Consider the following 16,121-nt stretch of genomic DNA (forward strand, 5'->3'; position numbering starts at 1 on the left):
CCAACTTCGGTCAACGCTCGGATAGGTGACTTGCATTTTTACCCCCTATTTACAGTTTGGGCGCGAACCTGGGAACATTCCTCAAGCAAGTGTAGGACCCTCCCCCACTAAAAGCCGCGCCAGAATATAGAGCGGCACCGCCGCTGCGAGAACGGGAATGAAAGCTTGGCTGACCGCGGCCGAAACTGTTGATGGAGCCAGGTCGCCACTAAAAAGTACCGTCAGTGACGCGAACGCAATTCCGAACACGACCCCCAGCAGCAGCCCGGAAACCAAAGCCACGGTCAAGCTGGGAAGGTGTCCCCCCGCAAAAAGCACCATCTGATCCCGCGAAGTTCCTTCCATCACGAGGATGGCTGCCCCGGCTGCCAAACCAAAAATTACCGAGAACAGGATTCCTGTAAAGACTCTCCATTTCAACTGCCAATTGGCGCTCATCGCCATGCCGATGCATCCCCCGATGAGAGTGACCGCGCCGGGCACCAGCAGGAAATACCACAGTGTTTCCGCTTCTAGCATGACCCAAGCCCCCGCGGTGGAGACGATGAGTATTCCGGTCACATTGCCCGCCACTGAGCTCAACAAATCTGTCCGGGGGCGACGCAGCATTTCAACGATGAAAGCCCCCATGACGCCCAAGCCCACGACTTCTGCCACTATCGAGAAATCTCCAAAGATTCTTCCCATCAGTACAGCCAACACCCCAAAGGTAGTCAACAGAATGAAAGAGGCTCGGGGGGCGGGAAGATGCGCCAAATGCGCCCAGCCGAAGGCGAAACACACTACCGCGATAACCCCTGCCACGGTCAAGAAATCCGCAGGGAGCACAAAAATGAGGGACATACCCAAAGCCGCGAGGGCGGTGATGATTTCCGGATGCGCACAGATGACCCGCCCGATTAGGGACTCCGGAACTTTCGGCAGCTTTTCAATCTGTTCTGCCTGGTGTTCCTCCCGACGCACGCGACGCGTAATTTTTACCGTATTGGTCAGGGAGGGGTCCGGCTTTTCCGCGTGAGGCTGGGAAGTCATGCTCTGATTCTCTCATAAGTTTGGGAGCTGCCAGGAACGCGCCTGTTCTGGCGTTCCTCTGGGGTTAAACTCTGAAGGCTCCGACAAGCGGAGCCTTCAACGACACCGAAACCGTAAAGCGCCTGTCGGCGCGAAGGCCGCTCGTAGCGGCAGTATATGGAGCCCGGGGCTTCTACGGACATCGATGTCTTGTATTTAAGTTACCACACCTGCGATACCTTGTCTCCGGTTTTAACGAAAAAAACTTTTAATCTCCCCTTTAACCTGACAAACCTTCTGGTAATGACCCGAATTAACCTGTCTTTGCCCTAAAACTTACCCTGTTTTTACAATGTAGGTCTCAACCAGATAGAGTAAACGAGACCGACATAACACGATTCGCTAGAACTGTTGCAACTGGTTCTCAGGCTAGTCAGGTTTTGCCGAATCCATCACTAAGAAGGGTGAAAAATGGGTCTGTTCAATCGCGCCAAAGATGAGGGATTTTTCGAGCAGCTCACCGAAATTGCCAACAACCTGATTGAGGGCACCGATATCTTGGCAAAATTGATGTCGCTCCCGACTGCGCAGCGCGATGGGGTGCGCAACGATTTACACGCGGTCGAGAATTCTTCTGATGATTTGACCCACGAGTTCATGAACAAAATTAACCAGACTTTCGTCACGCCTCTGGATCGCGATGATCTCAGCGAATTGGCTTACCGTCTGGACGATTGCATGGACTTAGTAGACGAAGCTGGAAATCTCATTGTGGTCTATCAGCTGCAAGAAATTCCCGAATGCTTGCATAAACAGGCAGCCATCCTCCAAAAGTGCGCCAAGGTTACGGCTTCCGCCATGCCACGCCTGAAAACCTTGGATGAACTGCGCGAATACTGGGTGGAAGTCAACCGCTTAGAGAATCAAGCCGACCAGATTTATATGCATTGCTTGTCCGATATTGTGAATCACAATCCTGACCCGATAGCGGTCATCAAGCTGAAAGACGTCACCGAACGGCTTGAGGATGCTTGCGATGCTTTCGAGCATCTAGCTGCTCTGGTTGAGGGCATTGCGATAAAGGAATCTTGAGGGTGCTCCCCGATGGATATTTCTCTGCTACTGGTCGTTCTCGTCGTTGTCATCGCAGTTGTCTTTGATTTCACCAATGGTTTCCACGATGCTGCCAACGCTATTGCCACCGCAATTTCCACACGAGCCTGGGCGCCGCGCACTGCCCTAGCGATGGCTGCGGTCATGAACCTGGTGGGATCTCTGCTGGGGACTGAGGTGGCGAAAACTATCGGTTCCGGAATCATCGACATGTCCGGATATGCCACGGCTGTTTCTCACGCCGAGAGAGCCCACGGTCTGTTGATTATTCTCGGGGGTCTCATCGGGGCGATTTGTTGGAACATCATCACCTGGTACTTTGGGCTGCCGTCATCGTCCTCGCACGCACTGATTGGTGGTCTGGCAGGGGCTGGCTTGGCAGCGGGAGTCACGGTGAATTGGTCGACAATCACTTCCCACGTTTTGATTCCGATGGTGGTTTCCCCACTGATTGGTTTCACTTTCGCGTATGTGCTGATGAGCTTGGTGATGATGTTCATGAAGAACCTGGCTTATCGTCGGACCATGCGCAAATTCCGGGTCGGTCAAAAGTTCTCTTCCGCGGCGCTCGCTCTGGGTCACGGCTTGCAGGATGCACAAAAGACCATGGGGGTCATTTTCATCGCTCTGGTTGCTTCCGGTCATGTTGACTTGGATGATCCCATTCCTCTGTGGGTCAAGTTTGCGGCGGCTATCGCCATTGCCGCCGGCACTTTCGTGGGCGGGTTTCGCATCATGAAGACCTTGGGTTCTCGGGTGATTCATGTCAATCCGGCTAACGGTTTTGTCTCCGAGACAGTTGCCGCGGGTGTGCTGTACTTTACCGCGTTTATCTGGCACGCCCCGATTTCCACTACGCATACCGTAACCACCGCCATCATGGGAGTGGGCGCGACTCGCAGGCTTTCCGCAGTCCGCTGGGGAACCGCAGGAAACATCGTGGTGGCTTGGGTGCTGACTCTTCCCGCTGCTGCCGTGGTCGCTGCCGCGGTCTACAGCCTGTTGGAATTCCTGCTGCGAATCTAGGCAGCGCACCATCTCCCTCCGCGCGCCGAGCGAACACAAAAACCGGTCGAGCGGGCTTGTGCGGATTTCTGACTAATCCCGCGCGTAACCGGCGGGTGGTTCCGCTTCTGCCCGTTCGACAGCGATCAGTTTCGGGTCGGCTTCAACGCCAGGAATTACGTGGACGATTAGGGATTCTCCAGTTTCCAGAGGTATCAGGGTTTCTCTCAAAAAGTCGTTGCCCAGAGACCGCATCAGCGGAATCAGCACCGGGGCATGGGAGCACAGGGCGGTCGGTCCTTCCGCGGGGGCAGCTTGGAGCAGTGCGCGCAACAGTTCCCGCCCGGCGTAAGGATTGGCAGCGTAACCATCCTCGCTCAACACGTCCGGAAATTCGCACCTGATTCCACTGGCTTTCAAGTAGGGGCGTATCGTTTGCTCGCAGCGTTTCCACGGGGAACAAAACATGCGAGAAATTCCAAAAGCGCTCAGGACTGAAACGAGATTCTCAGCCTGGTGTCTGCCGCGTTTCTTTAACGGACGCAAGGAATCATCGGTGTTCCATTTCAGTCGATTCTTGGCTTTCCCGTGCCGCACGAGCATGACGGGTGTCGAGTCTCCCCAGCCCTGTCGCAGGCATTCCTCCGCGTGCGCTATCAGGTGACGGTCATATTCTTGAGTCAAAAGTTCCTGTGCTCGCGTCTGGTCGACCCAGCGAGTCTCGTTTATCTCGCGTGTCGAGGCGGGTTCCACATAGGGTCTGGCCAGTATCGCCGCACTGTGGCGCACCTGAGCCAGCCAGTAAGTCACCTGTTTCTGACGCCCTTCCACCGGGTATGCCGTGACTCCGAGCTGTGGTCCCAGGCACACTTGCACCCCCGTTTCTTCGGCGATTTCCCGCACCGCACAAGCAGGTAGCAGTTCACCTGGTTCCATTTTTCCTTTTGGTAGGGACCAGTCGTTGTACTTTGGGCGGTGGACGATTAAAAATTCATAAGGGGTTTGGGTGGGTACGCCCTCCAGGGCTGGACGCAGTTCCCCGCCACGCCAAACCACCCCGCCGGCAGCTAATACTTTACTCATCAGATTCCCCTTTCCGGTATCGTCCTCAGCACCCGTTTCAATGCCGTGAGACGCCACCGCGTCCTGCCACCCGCGAGGAGGTGTGGCTCATCAAGGTTTCCTGGATATCCTCTAGACGCAGCCCGGCATCGTTGCGGTTGACTCGCACCCACTGTTGGTCAGGCATCAATCGCCATGATGCAGTCGTTTCTGCCATGCCGTGTTTGACCAAATCAATCAGATATTGAATCTGTTCGGGGTCCACGATTTTCACCAGCGCTTCGACGCGACGATCCAAGTTGCGGTGCATCAGGTCCGCGGAACCAATCCACACTTCGGGGTCCCCGTCGTTCTTAAACGCATAGACTCGCGAGTGCTCCAGGAATCGTCCCAGGATAGACACCACTCTAATGTTTTCGCTCAGACCGGGGATACCCGGCTTGATGGAGCAAATGCCACGGACCTGGACCATCACCGGTACTCCCGCTTGGGAAGCCCGGTAGAGCGCATCCGTCATACGCTCGTCGACAATCGAGTTGATTTTGAACAGGATTCCAGCTTTCTTGCCAGCTTTCTTGTTAGCAATTTCGCGGTTTATCCGCTCAATCAAGCCATCACGAATGGAGCGGGGGGCGACCAGCAGTCGGTGGAAAGTCGAGCGGGGAGCGTATCCACTGAGCTGGTTGAACAAACGGGTCAGGTCTTGAGCGACTTCGCGATCATCGGTCAGCAGACCCAAATCCTCATACCCACGTGCCGTCTTCGGGTGGTAGTTGCCGGTACCGACGTGGCAGTAGCGATGCAGTCCGTCAGGTTCTTGACGTACCACCAGGCACAGCTTGCAGTGCGTTTTCAACCCCACCAAACCGTAAACCACGTGAACCCCTGCATGTTCCATTTTGCGCGCCCAACCGATGTTGGCTTCTTCATCAAAACGCGCTTTAATCTCGACGATAGCCACGACCTGTTTCCCGGCACGGGCGGCGTCAATCAGGGCCTGGACGATTGGGGAATCACCCGAGGTCCGGTACAGGGTCTGTTTGATTGCCAGCACGTTCGGATCTTGCGCGGCTTGCACGATGAACTGCTGCACCGAGGTGGCGAAAGAATCATAAGGCAGGTGTATCAGCACGTCATGGTCACGAATTGAGCTGAAAATATCCGCAGGTTTCGATGATTCTTTCTCTGCCAGTCCTGCTGGGGTCACGGGCACATACGGCGGGTACTTCAACTGGGGAATGTCCAAGTCGTGCAGGTCGTTAAGACCGCGTAGGTCCAGCGGCGCGGGGAGTCGGAACACGTCGGAAGTCCCAATTTCGAGGTTCTCTTTTAGGAAATCCAACAGGAACGCCGGCATAGATTCCGCCACTTCCAGGCGCACTGCCGGTCCGAAACGCCGTTTCGCGAGCTCAGATTCCATCGCGGTCAAAATATTTTCCGCGTCGTCTTCTTCGACTTCCAAATCCTCGTTACGAGTCACCCTAAACTCGTGGGCTTCTTTGATTTCCATGCCGGGGAACAGGTGATCGAGATGTGCAGAAATTATTTGTTCGATGGGGACGAAGTTAACCTTTTCCCCTGCCAAAATTACGCTCGAGGGGTCATTCTCGACCCCGTTTTCTGTCACGGCTACGAAGCGCGGCAGGATGGGTGGCACTTTGATACGCGCAAAGTGTTCTTTGCCGGTGTTGGGGTTACGCACAATTATTGCCAGGTTCAGTGACAGCCCAGTGATGTAAGGGAAGGGGTGGGACGGGTCCACTGCCAGCGGCGACAGGATGGGGAACACCTGATTGCGGAAGTATCGGTGCAGAATTTCGTGGTGAGTTTCGTTCAGACGATCCCAATCGGTGATGACAAGACCGGCTTTATCCAGAGCTGGGCGAATCTCGTCTTGGAAATAATGATAGACGTTACCGGTCATCTCGTGGGAGCGTCGGCTGATTTCGCCTTCCAGCTGACGCGGAGTCAACCCCGATGCGGAAACTGTCGCGAATCCCGCGGCGATACGGCGCTTCAGACCCGCGACCCGTACCATATAGAACTCGTCCAGGTTGGAGCAGTAAATCGTCAGGAACCACGCCCGTTCCAACAGTTGCAGACGCGGGTCTTGGGCTTGTTCAAAGACGCGCTGGTTGAAAGCGAGCCAGGACAGTTCCCGGTCGGCGAAACGCCCCTTGGGCAGTTTCGGCAGCCCGTCGGGGGTCAACCCGTCTTCTTTCTTTAGGGTGAGGGGCTTGTGGTCAATCTTATTTGAGGATTTGTTCTTTTTGAGTTTTGAGCCTAAGGCGTCCGCACGAGCTATCGCGACCGGGTCGGGCAGGGTTTCTTCTCGAGGGGCTTGTGGTTCCGTAAAGTCCGCATCGTCGTATTCTTGGGAACCACCGGGATTCAAATCGTTTTTCGGAAACATTTCCTCCGCCGTAGCGCCCGCGAACAGGGATTTCTTTTCTGTTCCCGGCAAGGGAGGTGGGACGGGAATTTCTGTCCCATTTGTTTCCGGTTTAGCGTTGTTCTTCTGGTTATCCGACACCTTATGTCCCCTCAACTATTGGTTAGTGTTGCTCATGTATTGCTTATGTGCAGTTTGCTGTCCCGTGCGGGGGCGGCAAGTGGTGCAGCGCCTCAGTCCAAGCGACCTTCGCGATACATTGCCGCCGCATCGAGCAGCTCGTCGGCGGTGACCAGCAGGGCGTTGTCTCGCAGGGTTACTTCGTTAGCCAGCGGGTTCGCGGAATCTTTCTTCATCCAAACCGATTCACTGGCTGCCAAGACTCGCAGCACCGCCTGGGACCTATCCAGAAAATCGGCGAAATTATCGTCGAAACTTCCGCTCAGGATTTGTTCCAGCTGTTTTTTCCAGGCGGGAAAATCCAGGGAATGCGCCCCGTCAATATCGAGATATTCCGAAAGCTGCGGGGAATTGAGTCCCTGTTTGAAGCGCGTATTCACGCCTTCCGGGTAGCGTTTCACCCACTGGTCTATCAGCAGCAGTCGCCACAGGACACCGGGCAGGGTGTTGACTGGGGAACGCGACCACAGCTCGGCGAGTTCATCTACGCCGTTCCCTTGCATGAATGCCAGCAGGCGTTCCTTGGTCTCCGGCTCGGGGTCAGACCACTCTCCGTTGGGGGATTTCACCAAGATCCGAGCCGAGGTGTGCGCGGATTCACTGGACAGTGCCGGGTCTTCCTCGCCTTCCAAATATTCCAAAGTTTCTGGTTCGATGATGGCCGGGCGTCGCGGTTTCCTGGTTTCCATGGTTTCCTCCTTCGGTTTACCTTAATTATCCCCGTTCACACGGGTTTTTGTGCGAACTTGGAGATGCAGAGAGCATTTCCCTCGCTGTTCCCAATCCGAGGGATTCTGACGGGGCACACCTGGAGCTGCAGCGCCCACACCAGATAGTCTCAGGATGGCGGTCAATCCGCTGGCAGACCTGATTTTCAGCAGGGGACCACGTGCTCAGTTGTCGTTACGGAGATTTTTTACTTATAATCTTTCCTACGGGCCTATAGCTCAGTTGGTAGAGCAGCGGACTTTTAATCCGTGGGTCGGGGGTTCGAGCCCCCCTGGGCCTACTTTTTGAGTGGGATGAGCTTTGGACATCCCACTCAAACATTTAACGCTGCCCAGTGGGCATTGCGCCGCCGAAGCACCAAACAGAAAAAGCCCCCTGGGTCTACCCACAACCCAATCCTCGACCCATCAATACAACCGCACGAAAGCATTAAAAAACGGCACCGAAGTGCCGTTTTTTATAGTTTCTCTGAGAGATTAAGCGTCTACACCCACCATTACAGAGGATGCTTTCACAATGGCGTAAGCATCTGAGCCTTCAGAAAGCCCCAAATTGTCCACCGAAGTGTTGGTGATGGACGCCGCGAAGCAAACCCCCGGAGCGACTTCAATTTCAACGATTGAATTGACCGCACCACGTTCAATGTTCTTTACCGTGCCTTTGAACTGGTTGCGTGCAGAAATTTTCATTTTTACCTCTTCATTGTGTTCTGTCCCAGCCAACCCGAGACGCCATCGATTTCCGGGAAATACACTCCCGAATCAATCTGATTCTATCATGGCGCTATATCCGCATTTGCTTGCAAATAAAGGACTTTAAGCCTCTGGTGCTGCTCGGCGGGTCTGTCGAGAGGAAGTATCTGTCGGGGACATAGCTACCGGCGCGTATTGGTGAAAATTTCTCGCATCCCGAGCGTAACCCCTACCTGCCGTTCAGCTCATTTCTTTTTTCCCAAACTGCGTGAGAGCAATGAACCACATAATTGCAGTAATGAGAACAGCAATGGGCACAAATGGCCAGAGGGTAAATCCTGTACCGATGGTGAGTATCCTATCGCTGTGGAGCGAGAGTGAAACCAGATACCCGCTGTAGCAATAGGGATAGAGCAACCATAGTGGTGTGTTTGCCATGAGGATACCGGGTATGACCAGGAGTATATTTATACCAATAGATAAAAACAATTTGTCAAACACTACCGTAATCGCCCACATAATCGTTAAGCTGGGAATCATGGTCAGGAAAAGCGCGCCGCACCATTTTAATAGAAACACGAGTGGGAGCGATTCTTGAATTCCCATACTAAAGGTCGCCATCCATCCGGCGATTACGAAACAAGCCATGAACACGACCATTTCCAGAAGCAAATAAGCGAGCAACACGCAAAATTTTGCAGATGAGAGAGCATAGCGGCTAATGGGAAGTGCCAACATTTTTAGTATGCCATTATGGTCTGTTTCGCGACCCGCAATCATCACACATACTACAATCATGCTCAATGGGAGCAGGTAATAGGAATAGATTAATGCACTTTGGATGAACATCGCTGCCCAAGCGTTAGGATACTCAGGCGATAAGTAGCTACGAAGGCTTGCCACACCGGAGCTAACGACGAGCAGCGGGGCTATAAAGAGTAAAAGGGTTATGTGGCTGCGTTTTGTTTTCAAAAATTCGATTTTGAGCAATTCCGAAAAATTCATTGTAATTTCCCCTATTCATAGCGCAGATGACGAACACACCAGAGTCCGGCTGCGAAAAACAGAATGGTTTCTATCAGGGATACGAGCACTACCGCGGTATCCGGTTGGGCGCTCATCGCGACAGCGGGTTTGAGCATGACCACAAAGGGTGACACCAGGCTTAGGACTATGTCTGAAGTCGCCAAAGCCATCCCACTCAGAAATCCCACCACCCCAATTCCGAGGGTGATCCATACATTTTTAATTCTTGACGAAACAAATAGCATAAAGGACAGAACGGGCAACGAAGTGAGAAATGAATAGCCTGCAAACGAAATCAGGATTCTGATGTCGAATGCACCGGAAGGCAAATCAACCGCTCCAATAGCTGCAAGTGCCCAGTTTTGCAGGCAAACAGCTATCGCGAACAAGACGCTCATAATGGTAAATTTGCTCACATATACTGCAGTGACATTGACTGGAAGCATATACAATTTCTTTACCGCATTTCCTTTAAATTCCACATTGTATATGATGCAGGCTGCAGCAATCAGACCGAACATATTTAATACCATAATCATGCCGTAAAGCTGGGTCAGCAGGATATCCATCGGGGCGAGGGGCAGACTCAATAATGTTTCTTTGCGTAAGGTGAAATTTAGAAACGCGTAGGCTGCACCCAAGATACCCACTGCCAGCATGAGTGGGAGAAAACCCGTCCTTTTGCATTTCTTAAGTTCGATTGCCAGCGCTGTCATAGTTTTGCCCTCTGCTTCCGGTGCTCATTGTCGGTTTCAATCATGGACAAGAACATTTCTTCCAAATTGTCTGTAGCGTAACCGGATTTCAGGGCATACTTTCGCAGTTCGGCAAGACTTCCTTCAAACAGCAAGCGACCGTGGTTAAGTATTCCGATGTCATCCGCCATCAACTCAATCTCAGACAGCATATGAGATGAAATCAGGACTGTGCAGGCATATAGACCTGGCAGCGACTTAATCAGATTTCGGATCTCGTGTATTCCCGACGGATCGAGACCATTTGTCGGCTCATCCAAAATCAAAATCGGGGGTCTGCCGAGCAACGCTCCAGCCAGCCCTAACCGCTGTTTCATGCCCAGGGAATACTTTTTTGCCAAACGGTCGCCGAACTCGGACAGCCCGACCAAATCTAACGCATCATCAACTGCACTTTTCGGTAATCCCAAAATGCGGCGAATAATTTCAAGGTTCTCCTTACCGGTCAGATTTGCATAAAAAGACGGAGACTCAATAAATGATCCGATTTCTTTCAGTATGGATATGCGGTCCCCAGGAAACTGTTTTCCATCTATCGTAAAGGTACCCCTACTGGGAGACGTGAGACCTAAAAGCATCTTCATGGTAGTAGATTTACCTGCCCCATTCGGACCCAGGAAACCGTAAATACTTCCTTTCCGAATATGCAGTGACACGGCGTCGACAGCAACAAATGATTTGTACTTTTTTGTTAACTGTTCCGTGGTAACAATATAGTCATGAGCAATTTTTTCGTCCATGGTTTTACCATAGTGCCCTGTCCTTACGGCAAAATTCTCCCTACCTTACATTTACCTTACTTTTTCAATCCAGACGCCCCACATCCCCACCATGAACTCGACAGCCGAGTATCGTTTACTTGGAGCTAATGCCACCAGATTCCGGTATCCCACACAAATGGCAGGGATACGATGACATGCAGAATAGGTACCCAGGAGGCGTGACCATGAATCAGGATGCTTATTTACTGAACAAGCGCATACTCCTCGTTGATGATGAGCAAGACCTGTTAGACATGGTTTTATCAATTCTCAAAGAATCCGGCTTTCGCCAAATTATGACGGCAAGAAGTGTGAAAGAAGCCCTCGAAGTGGCTCAAAAGGCGACACCCGAATTAGCAATCATCGATGTGATGCTTCCCGATGGCACCGGCTTTGAGTTAATGAACAAATTAAAGCAATACGTCGACTGCCCTATTTTGCTGCTCACCGCATGTGGTGAGGATGAAGATAGGTTTAAGGGATTTAGTTTAGGCGCAGATGACTATATCGTAAAGCCATTTCACCCCAAAGAGCTAACGTATCGTATCATGGCTATACTAAGGAGAAGCTACCGCGGAGAAAATCCCATAGTGGCACTGAGAAATAGTCAGATTGATTTTTCCTCGGCTGAAGTAATAAAGGCTAATGAACGTATCCCCCTAACCGCTAAAGAACATGACATCCTCTCCGCCCTATACCGAAACGCCGGTCGTATCGTAACGATTGAAGCATTATGTGAAGCCGCCTGGGGTACCAATCCCTTTGGGTACGAAAATTCTTTGATGGCGCACATACGGCGCATCAGGGAAAAAATAGAACGCTATCCTTCACAGCCTGTTTCTTTGGTCACGGTAAGGGGACTGGGCTACAAGCTGATTCTAGAGGAGAAGTAGCATGAAAAGCGTACCGAAGCTCATACACCGGTTCATAAGCATTTTTCTGCTCAGCTCTGTACTGATAATTTTACTGAACATTATTGCGTTTGTCGTACTCGTAGCAAACTACGCCCCCAGTGTAGATGCCTCTCCCTACACCATCGCCCGGGCGACTGGAAAAGCCTTACAGGTTTCTCCCCGCGGGGAATATGCCTTATCAGATAGCATGTCCACAAAATTAACCGAGGCGAGAGCGTGGGCGATTTTAATAGATAACGAGACATTAAAAGTCATCTGGAGAACCCCAAACACTCCTCAGACCATTCCAAATTCTTACACATTGCCAGATATAGCTGATTTGAGCACCGGGTATCTTGACGGCTACCCTACCTATACCGGCAGAAATAATCATGGCGTGGTTGTAGTCGGATTTCCACACCATAGTTTTTGGAAACATGCCCAACCGAGCTGGAACTACAGTTTAATTTCTAACTTTCCGCAAATCCTCCTGAGCATATTATCTATCAACGTCCTGTTGATCCTCGGAATTTATCTAACTGCTAACACCAAGTTCCTCAAGTCCGTCAACCCAATCACCAAGGGCATACAACAGCTTTCTAGGGGAGAGAGTGTCTCTGTTCCTGAGACTGGGGTCCTTTCGGAACTAGCCGCAAACATCAACTCTGCTTCTGACATATTGCAGCAGCAAAAAGAACAGTTGAGAAGGAAAGAAACCGCTAGGGCGAACTGGATTGCCGGGGTTTCTCACGATATCCGGACCCCACTCTCGATGGTTATGGGCTTTGCTGGTCAGTTAGAAAATTCACCCCAGCTTTCGGTTCCAGACCGTAAAAAAGTGACGATGATTATCAAACAAAGTGAACGAATGAAGAACTTGATCCGAGACCTCAATCTCGCGTCCAAGCTCGATTACAATATGCAACCACTGATGATTCAACCGCACAATGTTGTTGCCATCGTTCGACAGACAGTCGTAGATTTCATAAATATGGATCTGCCAGATGGATTTTCGATAAAATGGCTCACTGACGAAAATCTAGCCTCTTGCAATGTCAATGTAGACCAGGATTTACTGCAACGAGCCCTCTCAAATCTGCTCTATAACAGCATCTCCCATAACGAAAATGGCTGCACGATATACGTATCCGTCTCTGTACAACACAATAATTGCATTATCTGCGTCGAGGATGATGGAATAGGTGTTTCCGCTCCAGAATTAGAAAAGCTCAACCATACTCTGCATTATATGATTTGTGACACCAGCACCACTGAACAGCGACATGGCTTAGGACTGCTCATCGTGCGACAGATTATCGACGCCCATAAAGGAACGGTCACGATAAGCCCCAGCAAACATGGCGGCTTAAAGGTGACTCTATCAATACCGCAACAGACTATTTAGTGCCCCTCCCCTACTTTCACTATTCGCTACTCGGCACCCGCTTTTGCTTCATTGTGTGTTCCTACCCTCACCATCCCACCGTGCAATCAGCAGACATCTCATCCGCACTTTCCCGGCGTACTGCAGGTTTTGGTGGCGTAGAGAGCGAAAAGGTGCGAGACGATGCCTGCTTCATCACTATCAGCCGACAAGCCGTAAGCCGCCTCGACCGCGCGGTCATTTTCGCGGTGTGCCGCCCGCAGCTCGACTGGCATTAAGTCGGGGTCATAGAGCGTGGCGAGGGAAGCGTCCGGATAGTGCGCCCGCGCCTCCAAAATCCCCTGCGCGCTTTGCTCTATGCGCTCGCGCTCGGCGGGGGCAGCGTCAGGCCATACGAAGTTGTTATAAACAATGTCACTGGAATAGCGGTAATCGCTTTTTAACCGACCGGCAACCGCCCGCATCCAGGCATTATGCGTTTGAGACATTAGAACACCAAACAGATAAATATCTGCATTCGGCACTATAGAAACACTGTCTCCGGGGATAGTTTGAGAATCTAAAAAGCCCAGAGGTACATATTTGCGGCGCTCGCTTGAATGGCGCGGTATAACGATATAAATTCCCTCTTTAAACTTACTTGTAGGTCGCAGTAAGTGAGGTCTGTCAGCCAGCTTATAAGCGTCACCCGTTTGCACCTGCTCTAGACGCCACTGTCGGCAAGCCTGGACACGAGCACGTACCTTTGGTAGAGCTGCGAGCTGATCTGGAGTAATCTCTGGCAGCCAAAGACAATAACGCTGTTTACCTGAAATAAATTCTTTTGCAGTGACAAAAGGACATATCCATTTTTCAGCATCCGGCTCAGACGCCAAAAATTCATCACGATCTTCTGGACTTAAGAGTAAAAAGCCACCATCAGCGGGTTTAAATCCATACGTCATTGAGGGCATTGCAGAAAGCGGTTTAGTGCGCTTATCAATGAACACATCCGGCGCATCCGCGAGGTATCCGTTCAAATGGTTCACCTCATGGCGGACCCCAACGCCACCCCGCCTAGCGCGTCCCAGTGTCGCGTCGCGCGCCGTGTCTTCGTCAGTTTTAACCGCATAATCCCACACGTATTTCGTTTTCCGTTCCGTATAGGAAAACCCGATAATCACGCAGTACACGTGCGCCTGGTCGGAGGCTTCATTTGCCCAAATAAACGTGCGATGTGCAAAGTTCAACACGATGCCCGACTCAAACAGTCCCCGCCACAGCGGCGCGACCTGCTGACCTTGCACGATTGAGTTAGTGGACACAAAAGCCGCCTGAATCTCTCGGTTACCCCGCATATAGTCGGCAGCTTTTCGATACCAGCACGCCACATAATCGAGTACCCCGCCGACCTTACCGAAAATCGCCAGCCGGTCGGCCTTTTGCGCCCCATCCAGACGGGAATAGCCGATAAACGGCGGGTTCCCCAGGACGTAACTGCACTGGTCCGCCGGCAGCACCGTGTTCCAATCCAAAGTCAGCGCATTAGCTTGCACGATGTGGGCGCTCTCCCGGAGGGGGAAATCATCATCCCCCAGAGCCAGCAACATCTCCGTCTCACCGTTGGCTTTTAGCCGCGAAATCCACAATGCCGCCTCGGAAACTTTCACCGCGAAATCGTTGATTTCGATGCCATAAAACTGGTCCAAGGACACCCTGGTGACGCTCGCGCCCACCTCTGCGAGGCTAAACGCCGTTTGACCAGCATTGAGCCGGCTCAACACTTCATCCTCGAGGTGCCGCAGCTGCAGGTACGTCTCGGTCAAAAAGTTTCCTGATCCGCTGGCGGGGTCCAGAAACCGCATCTTGCACAGCCGCTCGTGGAAAGCCCGGTAACGATTAGTGCGTTGACGCGGAGTCAACCCCTCCGCGTCACCGATGGCTTGCAGCTCGGCTTTCAGGTCATCCAAAAACAGCGGGTCGATGACCTTGTGGATGTTTTCCGGGGAGGTGTAGTGCATTCCGCCAGCTCGGCGCGTTTCCGGGTTCAGGGTGGATTCAAAGATCCCCCCGAAAATCGTGGGCGAAATCTGGGACCAGTCCACCGCCCTCGAGACCTCGTCCAACAACAGTCCCAACAGTTCGGGGCTAAAATTCGGAATCTCAAAATCACCGGCGAACAAACCCCCGTTTACATAAGGGAACTCCCGCAGCGTCGTGTCATAAGGGTCGCGCCGCTCCACCGGTGTGTCCAACGCCCGGAACAGCAGTTTCAGGCGCGGACGCACATCAGCAGGGGCAACGCCCTTCAGATAACGATAGAACGCATCCTTCTGGAAGAGTCCCGCATCCTCGCAGTACAGACAGAACACCAGTCGCACGCACAGCACGTTTAGGGCGTGGCGGGTTTCAGGCGCGTCCGGCTCCAAATATTGGGCAAGCAGCCCGTCGTGCAGGCGCCCCACCAGCTCACCGGCTTGAATGGAGACTTGTTTTTCTTTCTCTAAGCGCGAGTTGATTGGGTCAATGATGAACCCGAGATACTCGGGGTGCTCGCCCAGCTCGGCAAGCGTAAACGCGAAAGTCGGTGCGCCTTCCAAATCGCGGCGACCACCGCGATCCCGGTCATAAACCCGAAACTCGCCAAAGTTACACGTCACCAAGAAACGCGGCTGCTCGGTGCGAGGCAAATCCTCGGCATAATCCCACACCTGCGCCAACGGGGTCTTTAGCACCCCCTGCCGCATCTCGGGAGCGTCCAAGTCCACCCCCAGAGATTTCTGTTCCACCATCACGGAGGCGTCGCGAATCCACACGTCGATGAAGCCGCCACCAGCGACGCGATGCTCGAACCGCACCGATTCCATGCGCTCGTATCCCAGAACGTCATGCAGCAGCAGCGTCCAGAACTTCTGGCACTCGCCCTTCTCGTAGCCTTTACCCGCCCATTGGGCGGCGAACTCCCGAGCAGCTGCCAAATCCGAAACCATCACCAAACCAACCTATCCAACGCTCCTTGTGCCAACACCTCAGTATCCCACCACGTCGAGAGCAAAAGTTGAGAAATCGAAAACAGACCAGAACGAACCGCAGGCTCGCTAAACGCCCGCCACCGACCACACTTGTGAGAGCCGGGGCG

13 protein-coding genes and 1 tRNA gene are annotated in these 16,121 nt (G+C 52.5%); 5 read left to right on the forward strand and 9 right to left on the reverse strand.

Annotation, left to right across the window (positions count from 1 at the left end; all coding sequences use genetic code 11):
• Positions 1–81 precede the first annotated feature (81 nt).
• Positions 82–1,032 (reverse strand): hypothetical protein, encoded by a 951-nt coding sequence (locus tag HMPREF0573_RS02100; protein WP_004010267.1) that lies wholly within the window; start codon positions 1,030–1,032, stop codon positions 82–84.
• Between the two features lie 450 nt (positions 1,033–1,482).
• Here HMPREF0573_RS02100 and HMPREF0573_RS02105 point away from each other — a divergent pair, with 450 nt between their 5' ends.
• A complete protein-coding gene (locus tag HMPREF0573_RS02105) occupies positions 1,483–2,103 on the forward strand; it encodes a DUF47 domain-containing protein (RefSeq protein WP_004008437.1) in 621 nt (206 codons plus the stop codon).
• Between the two features lie 12 nt (positions 2,104–2,115).
• Positions 2,116–3,150, forward strand: a complete 1,035-nt coding sequence (locus tag HMPREF0573_RS02110) for an inorganic phosphate transporter (RefSeq protein WP_004008438.1) — start codon at positions 2,116–2,118, stop codon at positions 3,148–3,150.
• A gap of 72 nt (positions 3,151–3,222) precedes the next feature.
• Here HMPREF0573_RS02110 and HMPREF0573_RS02115 read toward each other — a convergent pair whose 3' ends face one another.
• The 3 genes from HMPREF0573_RS02115 to HMPREF0573_RS02125 all read right to left on the reverse strand — a co-directional run bounded on the left by HMPREF0573_RS02115 (position 3,223) and on the right by HMPREF0573_RS02125 (position 7,452).
• Positions 3,223–4,212, reverse strand: a complete 990-nt coding sequence (locus HMPREF0573_RS02115; protein WP_211581170.1) for an NUDIX hydrolase — start codon at positions 4,210–4,212, stop codon at positions 3,223–3,225.
• A 37-nt stretch (positions 4,213–4,249) separates the two neighbouring features.
• The gene (locus HMPREF0573_RS02120) at positions 4,250–6,724 is read right to left on the reverse strand and encodes an RNA degradosome polyphosphate kinase (protein WP_013188757.1); all 2,475 of its coding nucleotides are present in this window, start codon (positions 6,722–6,724) and stop codon (positions 4,250–4,252) included.
• Positions 6,725–6,816: 92 nt separating this feature from the next.
• Positions 6,817–7,452, reverse strand: a complete 636-nt coding sequence (locus HMPREF0573_RS02125) for a hypothetical protein (protein ID WP_004008441.1) — start codon at positions 7,450–7,452, stop codon at positions 6,817–6,819.
• A gap of 247 nt (positions 7,453–7,699) precedes the next feature.
• Between HMPREF0573_RS02125 and HMPREF0573_RS02130 the strand changes: the two genes are divergently transcribed.
• Positions 7,700–7,772: transfer RNA gene (locus HMPREF0573_RS02130), tRNA-Lys, on the forward strand.
• A gap of 196 nt (positions 7,773–7,968) precedes the next feature.
• On the opposite strand, the gene HMPREF0573_RS02135 is transcribed toward HMPREF0573_RS02130, so the two are convergent.
• From HMPREF0573_RS02135 to HMPREF0573_RS02150, 4 genes are all read right to left on the reverse strand, one after another.
• Positions 7,969–8,181 (reverse strand): TOBE domain-containing protein, encoded by a 213-nt coding sequence (locus tag HMPREF0573_RS02135; protein WP_004008442.1) that lies wholly within the window; start codon positions 8,179–8,181, stop codon positions 7,969–7,971.
• A 243-nt stretch (positions 8,182–8,424) separates the two neighbouring features.
• Positions 8,425–9,189 (reverse strand): ABC transporter permease, encoded by a 765-nt coding sequence (locus HMPREF0573_RS02140; protein ID WP_013188758.1) that lies wholly within the window; start codon positions 9,187–9,189, stop codon positions 8,425–8,427.
• An 11-nt stretch (positions 9,190–9,200) separates the two neighbouring features.
• On the reverse strand, positions 9,201–9,926 hold the full coding sequence (locus tag HMPREF0573_RS02145; protein ID WP_004008444.1) for an ABC transporter permease: 726 nt from the start codon (positions 9,924–9,926) through the stop codon (positions 9,201–9,203).
• Positions 9,923–10,705, reverse strand: coding sequence for an ABC transporter ATP-binding protein (locus HMPREF0573_RS02150; RefSeq protein WP_004008445.1), 783 nt, complete (start codon positions 10,703–10,705; stop codon positions 9,923–9,925). Before HMPREF0573_RS02150 ends, HMPREF0573_RS02145 begins: the two co-directional genes overlap by 4 nt.
• 206 nt (positions 10,706–10,911) lie before the next feature.
• Here HMPREF0573_RS02150 and HMPREF0573_RS02155 point away from each other — a divergent pair, with 206 nt between their 5' ends.
• On the forward strand, positions 10,912–11,619 hold the full coding sequence (locus HMPREF0573_RS02155; protein WP_041797884.1) for a response regulator transcription factor: 708 nt from the start codon (positions 10,912–10,914) through the stop codon (positions 11,617–11,619).
• A 1-nt stretch (position 11,620) separates the two neighbouring features.
• Positions 11,621–13,024 carry a sensor histidine kinase gene (locus HMPREF0573_RS02160; protein WP_013188760.1) on the forward strand — a complete coding sequence of 468 codons (1,404 nt, stop codon included), beginning with the start codon at positions 11,621–11,623 and terminating at the stop codon, positions 13,022–13,024.
• A gap of 98 nt (positions 13,025–13,122) precedes the next feature.
• On the opposite strand, the gene HMPREF0573_RS02165 is transcribed toward HMPREF0573_RS02160, so the two are convergent.
• Complete coding sequence (locus HMPREF0573_RS02165; protein WP_013188761.1) at positions 13,123–15,972, reverse strand: class I SAM-dependent DNA methyltransferase; 2,850 nt, start codon at positions 15,970–15,972, stop codon at positions 13,123–13,125.
• Positions 15,973–16,121: the final 149 nt, after the last annotated feature.

It is taken from the genome of Mobiluncus curtisii ATCC 43063, from assembly GCF_000196535.1.
In the GTDB taxonomy this organism is placed as follows: domain Bacteria; phylum Actinomycetota; class Actinomycetes; order Actinomycetales; family Actinomycetaceae; genus Mobiluncus; species Mobiluncus curtisii.

Bases quoted from the DNA above. Each gene is read 5' to 3' on its own strand.
- HMPREF0573_RS02100 (WP_004010267.1), bottom strand. From the start codon at position 1,032: ATGACTTCCCAGCCTCACGCGGAAAAGCCGGACCCCTCCCTGACCAAT.
- HMPREF0573_RS02105 (WP_004008437.1), top strand. From the start codon at position 1,483: ATGGGTCTGTTCAATCGCGCCAAAGATGAGGGATTTTTCGAGCAGCTC.
- HMPREF0573_RS02110 (WP_004008438.1), top strand. From the start codon at position 2,116: ATGGATATTTCTCTGCTACTGGTCGTTCTCGTCGTTGTCATCGCAGTT.
- HMPREF0573_RS02115 (WP_211581170.1), bottom strand. From the start codon at position 4,212: ATGAGTAAAGTATTAGCTGCCGGCGGGGTGGTTTGGCGTGGCGGGGAA.
- HMPREF0573_RS02125 (WP_004008441.1), bottom strand. From the start codon at position 7,452: ATGGAAACCAGGAAACCGCGACGCCCGGCCATCATCGAACCAGAAACT.
- HMPREF0573_RS02135 (WP_004008442.1), bottom strand. From the start codon at position 8,181: ATGAAAATTTCTGCACGCAACCAGTTCAAAGGCACGGTAAAGAACATT.
- HMPREF0573_RS02140 (WP_013188758.1), bottom strand. From the start codon at position 9,189: ATGAATTTTTCGGAATTGCTCAAAATCGAATTTTTGAAAACAAAACGC.
- HMPREF0573_RS02145 (WP_004008444.1), bottom strand. From the start codon at position 9,926: ATGACAGCGCTGGCAATCGAACTTAAGAAATGCAAAAGGACGGGTTTT.
- HMPREF0573_RS02150 (WP_004008445.1), bottom strand. From the start codon at position 10,705: ATGGACGAAAAAATTGCTCATGACTATATTGTTACCACGGAACAGTTA.
- HMPREF0573_RS02155 (WP_041797884.1), top strand. From the start codon at position 10,912: ATGAATCAGGATGCTTATTTACTGAACAAGCGCATACTCCTCGTTGAT.
- HMPREF0573_RS02160 (WP_013188760.1), top strand. From the start codon at position 11,621: ATGAAAAGCGTACCGAAGCTCATACACCGGTTCATAAGCATTTTTCTG.
- HMPREF0573_RS02165 (WP_013188761.1), bottom strand. From the start codon at position 15,972: ATGGTTTCGGATTTGGCAGCTGCTCGGGAGTTCGCCGCCCAATGGGCG.